Consider the following 11,716-nt stretch of genomic DNA (forward strand, 5'->3'; position numbering starts at 1 on the left):
GAATGTTTTTGTGCAGGGTGTCATTGTCGGTTCAATGCGCGAAAACATCAACATCTGCCTTTGTGTCTAATGATTTTACCTCATTCACGGCGGGCTTATCCCATGATCCTGTCACCTCATAACGGAAACCACCGGAGCTTTGTAGGCGCGTCGCAGCATCTTTTTGCGTCACCGAATTAAACAGCAACATTAATGCCCCACCACCAATGCCGCCAACCGCCACCCCAACTACCGGCAAGGCCGAACGCAAGTTAGGAATCACCGTCACCTGTTGCTGATGAGTGCGGGCAATCAAATCTGAACTGCCCTGAATCCCAGCCACCATTGCGGCGGCTTTAATCACCGTATCCTCGGTACTCAATAACCCACGATCCAACCGAAAATGCCCGCTGATTTCATCAAAGGCAATACCTTTAGCCGTCATATCGTTAAAATCCAAGGCTAACCGACTCGGCAGGCGTTGCACATCCAATAAGCCCAGCAGCCGCCCGACGCCCGGTTCCACATCCACCAACGAACCTTTCCCCAGGGTAACCTGCCCGTCACCTTGCAACTGATTTAGCGCGAAACCAAACGGCGAACCCGCCCAAGACAGTTTAGCATTAGCTTGCAAAGCCCCACCTTGCAACCCTGCTGGTTGCCCGTCACTGGCAAGTAACTGTCCCGGATCGGGCACACTCAAACGGGTTTGTAAGGTGGTGCGCGAGTCTCCGGCGGCATCCGTCACCCAAGTGCCGTGTTCACCTTTCAAAGTCAGGCTTGGATTACGTAATTCCAGATGATGAATCGCCAGTGCGTCCTGCTGAGGCTGCATCACTAATTTCAGGTGTTGAATCGGAAAATCACCGTGACGGCATTCACTACAAGTCACTTGTAACGCCGGAAAATCTTTGGCTGACAACCCTTTAGCCGTGGATTTGGTAGGAGGCAGTGCCGTTTCTAACGCGGCAAAATCCAATTGTTGCAAGTCCAAAACCACCTGCCCTGCGGCAAGCTGCTGCAATGGCAAATGCACACTCGCCTGAAGTTTGTCAGCAGTTAATTTAGCCTGTACGGTTTGCGCACCACTGAGCGTCAATTGCGCCGCACCCAACGATTGTTTGCCTAGATGCAACTCACCAATCGTCAGATCTGCCTGCAATGGCATTGCGGCAAGTGTGCTCTGCTGCTTATTTCCCAAACCACCGAAGCCTGTTAATGTCAGCAAATCCAGCTCAGGCAAGGCTCCGATAAGCGCAACGCCCTGCGATGGCAGCGCACCCGGTTTTGCCCCCACCCCAATGGCTACGGCGGGATATGCTTTGCTCGCTTGTGGCAAACGTGCCTGCACATTCAGCGCGTCACTCATTGCTACCTGCGCTTGCCATGCCAAGCGCGTATCAAACGGTATTTCCAAATCCACCGCGACATCGCGTGCCGCTTCCGCTGTTTTCCCCAATGGCGCGGGTAATTGCACCGCAACGCCGCGTAGCTGGCTAGTAGCATGAACCTTCAAGCTGGCTTGACGCTTACCGGATGAAAAATCAAAAGCGGGTAATTCCAAGCGAGTGCTTATCGGTGTTTTACCCTTTAAATACCCTGCTAACTGTTGCAAACCTGCGGGTAAAAATGCTGCTGGCTCATTGGTTTGCTGCAAATCAACCGTAATCATACCCTTGGTTTTGTGGGTAGCCGCTTTCATCTGCACCGGTTGACGTAAATATTCCCCACTCACCGCATCCGCACTCACCCCGTATTGATCAAAACGCACTTCACCCTTGAGCTTGCTAAATGCCTGATGATAATTGGGAATGCTAAAACTGTTATTTTGCAAACTAACTTTGCCGTCTACCGCCACACCTTTGCGCTGGAATACATCGCCATCCAGCGGCACATCCAGTTTCAAATGCAGGCGCGAATCACCGGCAAATTTGGCAACTTGCATAAAGTCCCGCAGACCCTTGCCAATCGGTGCGCTTTGCAAGTAATCCATATGCCCGTACAAATCCCCTTGGGTTTTTAAATCCAATAACAAATGGGTTTCATGCAACATATCGGGAATATCAACCGTACCGCCGGTAACGTCCAAATCCATAATACGGGCACGTTTGACTTTTGCAGCCATACCTTCATTATGGAAACGCAATTCGCCTTGCACCTCTTTGGCAACAGGCCATTCAGGTAAATAGGCTAATACGCCATTTTCAATATCAAAGCGAATATCGAAAATACCTGGTTTACCCTGAAATGGGAAATCGGCTGGATTACCGCGCAACACAAATTCACCTTTTGGCACATAACCTGAAACAATCGCAGTTTTTAACCATTCTTCAGTGCTATCAATTACCAGAGCGGGAATATAATCACGCACATTATCCACGACACGCTGGGTAGCAAACGTCATATTCAGGTCAATATCGGGTGGTTTATTTAAAGGCATGGCTAATGTACCTGCACCTTTCAACCGAACATCAGGATTTTTTGCATCAAGATTTGTTAATTCCCAATACCAGCCTGAATCCCGCACCTGCCATTGTAATTGCGCCTGTAATGCATCCAATGCCAACGGACGCTCAAACCACGTGGCATACACCAACTCGCTGTCTTTTACCTCAATATTTACTTTGCCGCCTTGATTATTAGCATGAAAATTGGCGGTAATATTTTTTAATGCCGGAATGTTTTTGGCCCCGCGTAAATTCAACTGCGTCACTTCGCCTTCGCCGCGCACCTGCAATGGCTTACCCACTTGCGATTGAATATTCACATCCAATAACAAACCACCCGCATCAACGCCATAAGCCTGTAATTGCGGCGAAGGCAGTGCGGCAAGGTTAAAAATACGGGTACGGGCGTGTATTTCGGCATTCCATTGTGGCTCGCCATCGGTTGCCGGAGCTTGGGTAAGCACCGCATCAATCCCTAGCTTTTCACCGATTTCTGAAGGAAATGCCGCCTCTGCCTGCAAGGTAATCGCATTGGGTAAGATTTCCCCGGTGAATTGTAAATCATCCAAGGCCAACGTGCGGTGATTGGTGACATCCATCCAATGCACAAACCCGCCATTAATCGAAATGCGTAATGCTGACTGACGCTCCACATTCAATGCGGTATTTTTCTGCCCCGGCAAAGGAAAACTCAAGCCCTGCACATCCGGCAACGCATCACCTTGCTGACGCAAAATAAATTCCACACCACGTAATTCAATATCCGCTGGTTGCAAACGTAAGGTGCGTAAACTTTCACGCCAATCAAGGCTTAAAGCTAATTGTTCAATGTGAATCGGCGCGTAACCAGAGTCTTCGGTTAAATGCAGATTACTTAAAATCCAGCGCGGGGTTTCGCTGTCACGGTCAACCCGAATTTCGCCGATGCTAACGCTATTCCCCACAAACCCGGATAATTCTTTTTCCAAGACACCTTTGTAATCGGCTAACAACGGCATCCAAAAATTTGCCAACCCTACTAAGGCCACCGCAAAAATAGCCGCGTGGAAAAACCACGTCAGCAGCAAATACGTCAAGCGTAAAACAAAACCGCTTTGTTTATTAGAGGAGAACAACGTCGAAATGCTCTTGAATATACAAAGCTTCGACTTGCAGGCGAATGGGAATGCCTACAAACTGTTGTAATTCAGCCAGACTATCGGACTCCTCATCCAGTAATAAATCCACGACTTCCTGAGAAGCCAGCACCAATAACTCCCGCGCATCGAATTGGCGTACTGCGCGTAAAATTTCCCGAAAAATCTCGTAACACACCGTTTCAGCAGTTTTCACAAAACCATTACCACCACACGTAGGACAAGCCTGACACAAAACGTGTTCCAAACTCTCACGGGTACGTTTGCGCGTCATTTCCACCAAACCCAACGGCGAAACATCACAAACGTAAGTTTTGGCATAATCACGTTCTAGGGATTTCTCCAACAGCTTTAATACTTGCTGGCGATGATCGTGTTGCAGCATATCAATAAAGTCGATAATGATAATGCCGCCTAAATTGCGTAAGCGTAATTGCCGCGCAATGGTTTGTGCTGCCTCTAAATTGGTGCGGAAAATCGTTTCTTCGAGATTACGGCTCCCCACAAAACCACCGGTATTCACGTCAATGGTAGTCATTGCTTCGGTTTGGTCAATAATCAAATAGCCACCGGATTTCAGCGGCACTTTACGCTGTAAGGCTTTTTGAATTTCCTCTTCCACCCCGTGTAAATCGAAAATCGGGCGTTCACCGGGGTAATGCTCAATCACACCCGCCAAATCAGGAATGTATTTCTGGCTAAACTCAATCACTTTACTGGCAGTTTCACGCGAATCAATTAATACCCTGCTGATTTTTTCCCCCACCATATCGCGCAATACCCGTAATACCAAGGGTAAATCCGAATAAACCAAGGTCGGTGCAGGCGATTCGGCAGCGGTACTGGCAATGCTTTTCCACAATTTGAGCAAAAAAGACATATCGCGGCGCAATTCATCTTCGCTGATACCTTCCGCTGCGGTGCGAATAATATAGCCGTGATCATCACCAAATTCGGTACGTAATTGTTCAATTAATAAACGCAAACGTTCGCGCTCTTCACCGGCTTCAATTTTACCCGAAACCCCGATATTACTATTGTCCGGCATTAACACCAAAAAACGCGAAGGCAAGGTAACGTGCGTCGTAAGCCGTGCGCCTTTAGTACCTAACGGATCTTTGATGACTTGCACCAGCAATTTTTTGCCTTCGTACAATAATTCACTGATTTGCAGGGTCGGACGCGGGATAGTATGCCCGTTAAATTCTTCCAAAGAGGGGTGTGTTAAATCAGAAGCGTGTAAAAAAGCGGATTTTTCTAAACCAATATCAATAAACGCGGCTTCCATACCCGGTAGCACGCGACTCACTTTACCCTTGTAAATATTACCAACAATGCCTTTACGGGAAGTGCGCTCAATCAGCACCTCCTGTAAACAACCGTTTTCGAGTAACGCAACCCGCGATTCTTGCGGGGTCACATTAATTAATAATTCTGCGCTCATGCCATCCGCCTTTGGTCAGTGTCTCAGCCGTAGCAGTACGCATCGCCTGCGCTACGGATGACTTACATCGTTTTTATGCCAGCGGCTGCCAGCAATTGTGCCGTCTCAAACAAGGGCAAACCCATTACGCCGGAATACGAACCTTCTAAGCGTTCGACAAACACCGCTCCACGCCCCTGAATGGCGTAAGCACCCGCTTTGTCACATGGCTCCCCAGTTCGCCAGTATGCCAGAATTTCTGCATCAGAGACTGAACGGAACTTAACCGCATTGCGATTGAGCACCACCGATGTCCCCGTCGCTGTGACTAAAGCGACCGCAGTAAAAATGGTGTGCCAACGCCCGGACATACGCCGTAATAACGCTTGCGCATCAGCAAAGTCTCGCGGTTTAAGCAATAACTCACCGTCTAGCAACCCCAAGGTATCCGCCCCCAACACCGGCAAAGGCAATCCGTCGGGCGTTGCCGCTAAACGTTGCCACACGGCTTGAGCTTTTTGCTGCGCTAACCGTAATACTAAGGCTTCGGGCGTTTCATCTGCTAATGGTGATTCGTCCACATCCGCTGTCTCCACCCGACAAGGCACGCCGATTTGGGTTAACAACTCGTAACGCCGAGGTGAGGCCGATGCTAAAATTAACAACGGAGCTGTCATACTTAGTCGCCCCGATGGTAAGGATGGTTCGTCAAAATGCTCCAAGCGCGGAATAATTGCTCAGCAACCACAATCCGCACCAAGGGATGCGGGAAGGTTAATGGTGATAGTGACCAGCTTTGTTCAGCACGTTGCAAGCACGCCGGAGATAAACCTTCAGGGCCACCCACCAATAACGCAACATCACGCCCGGACATCATCCAAGCGTCCAACTGTTGCGAGAGTTGTTCCGTCGACCAAGCTTTACCACGTACATCCAGCGTTACCACCAAACTGCCATCGGGAATGGCAGCCAGCAATTTTTCACCTTCGGTTTGACGAATGCGTTGCAAATCGCTGTTTTTGGTGCGCTTTTCCGCTGAAATTTCACGAATCTGCAACTGACATTGCGGGGGCATCCGGTTCGCGTATTCTTGCGTTCCGGTGTTGACCCACGCAGGCATTTTAGTGCCGACTGCCAATAGGTGAATCCGCACTTACTCGGTCTCTGTTCCGGCGCGGCTTTGTGGAATGCCTTGACCCATTTCCCATAATTTTTCGAGATTATAAAAGTCGCGGGTAGTGGCTAACATGACGTGTAAAATAATGTCGTTAAGGTCAACCAGCACCCATTCCGCATCTTGTTCACCCTCGATACCTAATGGCGGCATACCGGCTTCTTTAGCTGCCTGCGCAACCGTTTCAGCAAGAGATTTTACGTGACGGATAGAGTTGCCGGTGGCAATAATCATCATCTCAGTGATAGGAGAACGACCGCGCACGTCAACGACTTTGATGTCCTGCGCTTTCATATCTTCTAACTTTTCAACGACTAAGGCTTTAAATTGTTCAAGTTCCATTAAATTCTGCAATACAATTGATGTGTGTGAATATAGTCGAGAACGCTGTCCGGTAACAAGTAGCGTGGGTTGTGACCCAGCCGTAAGGTATCGCGTAATCGGGTAGCGGAAATGTCCAATGCGGTAACGGCAAAAGGATAAATCCGACCTGCGGGCGTGCTGCACAGCTCATTCGGGTCAGTACTCAAACGGGATTCGTACCAGCCAGCGGGGGGCAGACTATAACCCGGACGCTGCACCACGACTAGATGTGTCTGCGCTAAAATTTCATTCCAGCGATGCCAATCCTGAAATTTCAAGAACGCATCGAAGCCTAGTGTAAACAATAATGGCATTTCCTGCCCGATTTCCTGGCGTAAACTCGCCAGTGTATCAAAGCTGTACGAATACCCTTCACGACGCAACTCACGGTCATCCGCTTGCAAACAGGGTTCGTGAGCAATCGCCAATTGCAACATGGCTAAACGCTGTTGCGGGCTGGCAACGGGCTGCTGGCGATGCGGCGGAACATTACCCGGAATTAACCGCAGGGTGCTTAACCCAAAATGCTCCACCACTTCGAGTGCGGTGCGCAAATGCCCATAATGCACCGGGTCAAACGTACCACCCAATACACCGATCATAGCGACACCCGCGCCAGAAGATTCGCCCGTTTCGCAGAGCATGTTACAATCGCGCCTTGTGTCACTAAGGAAACAAGACGGATGAAAAACACCAACTTTTGGATTGGTAACGGTTTACTCGCACTGGCATTAATCATTTTGGTCTTCATGGGAACGCTGTCACAAATGTTTGGCATTGGCGCGGTCGTGGTATGGATGATAGTTGCCGCCGCAGGTACGTATTTCATTATGAAAAGCTAACCACTGCAAACATCCGTTAAACGCATAAATGCTGCACCAAGCGCACCCAATAATTTGCCCCCAAGGGTAAAATTGCGTCGTTAAAATCGTAATACGGATTGTGCAACGGGCGGCTTTCCTGTGCATCGCCGTTACCGATCCAGATGTACGCGCCTGGGCGTTGTTGCAGCATATAGGCAAAATCTTCCGCGCCCATGCTCGGTGGCGGGTTCCATGTCACTTGCGCCTCACCCACCAATTCCATCGCAACTTGATAGCAATGTTGCGCATTCGCAGGGGTATTAATCGTCGCAGGATAACCCGGTGTAAAACTCAGCGTCGCCTGCGCACCAAATGCCTCAGCCGTATGTGTCACCAAGGTTTGCAAGCGTTGTTTCATTAAGCTGCGAGCAGTTTCCGCTAGGGAACGAATCGTACCTTGCAGCAACACAGTTTCGGGAATGACATTGTAAGCACTGCCGCCGACCATGCGCGTAATGCTTACTACACCGGTGTCTACCGGCCGTAAATTACGCGCCACAATGCTTTGCACCGCCGTAATCAAATGCCCCGCGACTACCACCGGATCAACCACGGTATCGGGCATCGCCGCATGACCACCCTTGCCGGTAATTTCAATATCAAATGAATCGGTTGCTGCCATCACCGCTCCCGGATGCACCGCAAACTGCCCCGCCGGAATCCCCGGCCAATTATGCATTCCATAAACTTCCTGAATCGGGAAGCGGGTAAACAAACCATCTTCCACCATGCGGTTCGCGCCTGCACCGCCTTCTTCCGCCGGTTGGAAAATGAAATACACCGTACCCGCGAACTCAGGATTTTGCGCCAAATAATGTGACGCACCCAATAGCATGGTGGTATGCCCGTCATGTCCGCAGCCGTGCATTTTGCCGTGATGACAGGACGCATGAGCAAAGGTATTGGATTCGTGCATGGGCAACGCATCCATATCCGCGCGTAATCCAATGTGCTTATCACCGGGATATTTCCCAGGCAACACTGCCACTAAACCGGTTCCACCTAGGCCAGAATGCACCGTCAAACCCCAATCCTGCAACTTTTGCTCAACGACAGCACAGGTACGAAACTCTTCGTAAGCGGTTTCAGGGTGTTTATGCAGATCACGTCGCCATTGCTGCATTTGCTGATGCAACGTCGTCTGCGCAACAATCGGGTTAAGTCTGGCGGTCATACCTTACCTCACAAAAAACAGGCGACACCAAGGCCGCCCATTATTAAAGCATTGGAAATAGCATTGCCTGTTTACATATGGGCAATGACATTATCACCAAATTCGGAACAACTGATTTCTTCCGCGCCATCAATCAAACGCGCGAAGTCAAATGTCACACGCTTAGATGAAATCGCACCTGCCGTACCTTTATTGATCAAATCAGCCGCTTCCAGCCAGCCCAAATGACGCAGCATCATTTCTGCTGACAGCACTAAGGAGCTAGGATTTACCTGATCCAAACCCGCGAATTTTGGCGCAGTGCCGTGGGTTGCTTCAAACATCGCGGTGGTATCTGACAAGTTTGCGCCCGGTGCAATGCCGATACCGCCCACTTGAGCCGCTAACGCATCAGAAACGAAGTCACCGTTGAGGTTCAAGGTTGCCACCACGGAATAATCTTCAGGGTGCAGTAAAATTTGTTGCAGGAAGTTATCAGCAATCACGTCTTTGATAATGATTTCTTTACCATTTAACGGATTTTTCATGGAACACCAAGGGCCACCTTGAATTTCCACTGCACCGAATTCTTCTTTCGCCAGCTCGTAACCCCAATTTTTGAATGCACCCTCGGTAAACTTCATGATGTTACCTTTGTGTACCAAAGTCACGGAATCATGATCGTTGTCGATCGCGTATTGCATCGCTTTGCGCACCAAACGCTTAGTGCCATCGCGGGACACAGGTTTGATACCAATGCCGGAGGTTTCAGGGAAACGGATTTTAGTGACACCCATTTCCTTCATCAAAAATTCAATGACTTTTTTCGCTTCGGGGGTTTCGGCTGCCCACTCGATACCCGCGTAAATGTCTTCGGAGTTTTCACGGAAAATCACCATATTGGTTTTTTCCGGGTGCTTCACTGGGCTAGGTACGCCGTCATAATAACGGATCGGGCGCAAGCACAGGTAAAGGTCAAGGTCTTGACGTAATTTGACGTTGAGGGAACGGATACCGCCGCCCACTGGCGTAGTTAATGGCCCTTTGATGGAAACCACGAAATCATTGACCGCCCGTACCGTTTCATCCGGCAACCAAACGTCTTCGCCGTAAATTTGCGTGGCTTTTTCGCCCGCATAGACTTCCATCCAAGAAATTTTGCGCTCACCGCCGTAAGCTTTTTGCACAGCAGCGTCGACAACTTTGAGCATAACCGGGCTAATATCAACCCCAATACCATCACCTTCGATGTACGGAATAATCGGATTATTCGGCACATTTAACGAATAGTCAGCATTGGTTGTGATTTTTTCGCCTTGCGCGGGAACTTTTACATGTTGGTACATGAACTCTCTCTCCATTTAGGTATTTGTTTCTCTCAAAGCGTTGCGACTGATTATAAGGGGGCAACCCCTCAATAACCAGATTTGTCTGGCTATCGGTGGGGATCAACCCAATTTCAATCCAGCAAAAAAACCGACTGTCGCACTCACGCCCTTACTGCTGATCGACGATAGCCGCTCGACCAAAAAGCCACCGGATGATTTAGCCGCATCCACCGCTGAATTCGCCGCATTTTGCAAGCTGGCATCCGACACATTCGTAAAGCCGTAATATTCACCTACGAACATCAGCACCAAAGCCGCGCCCCCGATAAACAGAGCCAACCGTAACATCTTTTTGGCGAAATAACCCACCGCCAGCCCAATCACAAAAGGCGCACCAACATTGCCCAACAAAAAGCTGGACGACAAAATATCCATTGACTGCATCGAGTCGACTGAATGCTCATTCATCGCATTTTTCCAAACATGGTTTATAAAATTTTCTTAAACGCACCGGCATGTTCCGCATTGCGTCCACAGTATAGATCAATATTTACACAAAACTATTTCAGCATTGTCTAAAACTTGAAATATAATTCATAGTATCGTTCATTTTCTGTTCATTCTTTTGCTACAATCAGCACCGCTGATAGACCCAAAGAAAAACTTGTGTTTGCTTACAAGCAAAATTGATGCCACGCGAATGCTCACCGGGTGTGCATAATTTGGCATGTTATTTGCTTACAAAGCAACCACTACGAGTCAATCACAGGATGGGGCGTAATGTGAGAGTGTCAGTTTCCCTACCCTCCATCGTTATTGTTTTTACCAAAGGCGCGAGGTTAACCCTACCATGATGCAGCGAACAACTGCCCGTATAGCTATTGCATATAATTTCTTCACCCTCGTCACAGGAGAGGAATGATATGGCAATTTCCAACGTTATCGAACAAAAACGTACCCGCATTGCCACCATACTGAGCACGAAACCCCTGTTAATGGGCATGAGTGCTGTCGATATTGGCTGGTTTTTCCATTTATTAGCGGCTATGTGGATGGGGTATTACGCTTTTCATGGGGAAAATCCTTTAGCTTTCACTGGATTACACGCACCTGCTTATAAAATTGGGGTGGTGGCTATTGCCGAAGGTGCACGCGCCATCTTGAGCATGGCAAACGTTTGGGAAGAAGAAATTAACTGGCTCGCCTCCACCGTTCTGGTCATGGTTTTGCTCACTATGGGTGGCGCAGACATCGAACGTATAGCTGATGGCGCACCTTCGATTCAATACAACGCTAACATTGCCCAAGTCGCCAACAAACATTACGACATGAGCCAATGCAATTTTTACAGCCCGATTTTAGGCAGAGCCTTGAATCAACAAGAAAAAAATGAGTGTATCCAAATTAATAAAGCGGGGAGTTTGGATAGCAAATGGGCTAAAAATTGCGGGTGCAGTTGATGAGGCAAGAATTGACTGACGGGCAGCGGGTACTGATGGGGGAGCTGCTGCCCGTCCAAAACTACGCTCCACCGCAAGACCCGGTGCAAGTGCATGTGCATGTTGGCAGTGGTGGCGGCAACGCCACCTCCAGCTTGTCTTGGCTTGGAATGTTGGGTGCGGCAACGATTGGCGTTATTGCCTATTCCCTCTACCAAGGCCAGCCTGTTTCTGCCACGGTTGAACGCATTGAAACCTCCCTTGCAGCAGCGGCAACCCCGCAGTGGTGGGATGATTTGAAAAACAAATGGGAGGGCAAAACACCACCTCCCACTAAACCCGAAAGTGTGGTTGCGGAGAGTAAGCCCAGTGTCCCTTGAGTTATTGAAGACGTTAAAGACCCCATCACAA

Annotated in this window: 12 protein-coding genes; 3 read left to right on the forward strand and 9 right to left on the reverse strand. The window is 49.1% G+C overall.

The genetic code is table 11. The features are described 5' to 3' along the window. Nucleotides 1-31 precede the first annotated feature (31 nt). From J9260_RS08385 to nadD, 6 genes are all read right to left on the reverse strand, one after another. Nucleotides 32-3,541, reverse strand: coding sequence for a YhdP family phospholipid transporter (locus J9260_RS08385; RefSeq protein ID WP_210220552.1), 3,510 nt, complete (start codon nt 3,539-3,541; stop codon nt 32-34). After that, nucleotides 3,528-5,006: a ribonuclease G gene (rng, locus tag J9260_RS08390; protein WP_210220553.1), complete on the reverse strand. Its 1,479-nt coding sequence runs from the start codon at nt 5,004-5,006 to the stop codon at nt 3,528-3,530. Before rng ends, J9260_RS08385 begins: the two co-directional genes overlap by 14 nt. A 62-nt stretch (nt 5,007-5,068) precedes the next feature. Then, nucleotides 5,069-5,662, reverse strand: coding sequence for a Maf family protein (locus tag J9260_RS08395; protein WP_210220554.1), 594 nt, complete (start codon nt 5,660-5,662; stop codon nt 5,069-5,071). 2 nt (nt 5,663-5,664) lie between these two features. Beyond that, nucleotides 5,665-6,138: a 23S rRNA (pseudouridine(1915)-N(3))-methyltransferase RlmH gene (rlmH, locus tag J9260_RS08400; RefSeq protein ID WP_210220555.1), complete on the reverse strand. Its 474-nt coding sequence runs from the start codon at nt 6,136-6,138 to the stop codon at nt 5,665-5,667. Continuing rightward, a complete protein-coding gene (rsfS, locus tag J9260_RS08405; protein WP_210220556.1) occupies nt 6,139-6,501 on the reverse strand; it encodes a ribosome silencing factor in 363 nt (120 codons plus the stop codon). It abuts the gene before it with no gap. After that, nucleotides 6,501-7,166: a nicotinate-nucleotide adenylyltransferase gene (gene nadD, locus J9260_RS08410; RefSeq protein ID WP_246499712.1), complete on the reverse strand. Its 666-nt coding sequence runs from the start codon at nt 7,164-7,166 to the stop codon at nt 6,501-6,503. Before nadD ends, rsfS begins: the two co-directional genes overlap by 1 nt. Nucleotides 7,167-7,205: 39 nt before the next feature. Here nadD and J9260_RS08415 point away from each other — a divergent pair, with 39 nt between their 5' ends. Then, nucleotides 7,206-7,364 (forward strand): hypothetical protein, encoded by a 159-nt coding sequence (locus J9260_RS08415; RefSeq protein WP_210220557.1) that lies wholly within the window; start codon nt 7,206-7,208, stop codon nt 7,362-7,364. A 16-nt stretch (nt 7,365-7,380) separates the two neighbouring features. Here J9260_RS08415 and J9260_RS08420 read toward each other — a convergent pair whose 3' ends face one another. From J9260_RS08420 to J9260_RS08430, 3 genes are all read right to left on the reverse strand, one after another. Then, nucleotides 7,381-8,559 (reverse strand): M20 aminoacylase family protein, encoded by a 1,179-nt coding sequence (locus tag J9260_RS08420; protein WP_210220558.1) that lies wholly within the window; start codon nt 8,557-8,559, stop codon nt 7,381-7,383. A 71-nt stretch (nt 8,560-8,630) separates the two neighbouring features. Beyond that, nucleotides 8,631-9,884: an NADP-dependent isocitrate dehydrogenase gene (icd, locus tag J9260_RS08425; protein ID WP_210220559.1), complete on the reverse strand. Its 1,254-nt coding sequence runs from the start codon at nt 9,882-9,884 to the stop codon at nt 8,631-8,633. A gap of 102 nt (nt 9,885-9,986) precedes the next feature. Further along, nucleotides 9,987-10,334 (reverse strand): FUN14 domain-containing protein, encoded by a 348-nt coding sequence (locus J9260_RS08430; RefSeq protein ID WP_210220560.1) that lies wholly within the window; start codon nt 10,332-10,334, stop codon nt 9,987-9,989. Nucleotides 10,335-10,789: 455 nt separating this feature from the next. Between J9260_RS08430 and J9260_RS08435 the strand changes: the two genes are divergently transcribed. Continuing rightward, on the forward strand, nt 10,790-11,326 hold the full coding sequence (locus tag J9260_RS08435; RefSeq protein WP_210220561.1) for a hypothetical protein: 537 nt from the start codon (nt 10,790-10,792) through the stop codon (nt 11,324-11,326). Next, on the forward strand, nt 11,326-11,685 hold the full coding sequence (locus J9260_RS08440; RefSeq protein ID WP_210220562.1) for a hypothetical protein: 360 nt from the start codon (nt 11,326-11,328) through the stop codon (nt 11,683-11,685). The genes J9260_RS08435 and J9260_RS08440 overlap by 1 nt, the downstream gene beginning before the upstream one ends. Nucleotides 11,686-11,716 lie beyond the last annotated feature (31 nt).

This window comes from Thiothrix unzii (genome assembly GCF_017901175.1).
GTDB classification, from domain to species: Bacteria; Pseudomonadota; Gammaproteobacteria; order Thiotrichales; family Thiotrichaceae; genus Thiothrix; species Thiothrix unzii.

Coding starts and splice junctions, on each gene's coding strand:
- rng (WP_210220553.1), bottom strand. CDS start 5,006: ATGAGCGCAGAATTATTAATTAATGTGACCCCGCAAGAATCGCGGGTT.
- J9260_RS08395 (WP_210220554.1), bottom strand. CDS start 5,662: ATGACAGCTCCGTTGTTAATTTTAGCATCGGCCTCACCTCGGCGTTAC.
- rsfS (WP_210220556.1), bottom strand. CDS start 6,501: ATGGAACTTGAACAATTTAAAGCCTTAGTCGTTGAAAAGTTAGAAGAT.
- nadD (WP_246499712.1), bottom strand. CDS start 7,166: ATGCTCTGCGAAACGGGCGAATCTTCTGGCGCGGGTGTCGCTATGATC.
- J9260_RS08415 (WP_210220557.1), top strand. CDS start 7,206: ATGAAAAACACCAACTTTTGGATTGGTAACGGTTTACTCGCACTGGCA.
- J9260_RS08420 (WP_210220558.1), bottom strand. CDS start 8,559: ATGACCGCCAGACTTAACCCGATTGTTGCGCAGACGACGTTGCATCAG.
- icd (WP_210220559.1), bottom strand. CDS start 9,884: ATGTACCAACATGTAAAAGTTCCCGCGCAAGGCGAAAAAATCACAACC.
- J9260_RS08430 (WP_210220560.1), bottom strand. CDS start 10,334: ATGAATGAGCATTCAGTCGACTCGATGCAGTCAATGGATATTTTGTCG.
- J9260_RS08435 (WP_210220561.1), top strand. CDS start 10,790: ATGGCAATTTCCAACGTTATCGAACAAAAACGTACCCGCATTGCCACC.
- J9260_RS08440 (WP_210220562.1), top strand. CDS start 11,326: ATGAGGCAAGAATTGACTGACGGGCAGCGGGTACTGATGGGGGAGCTG.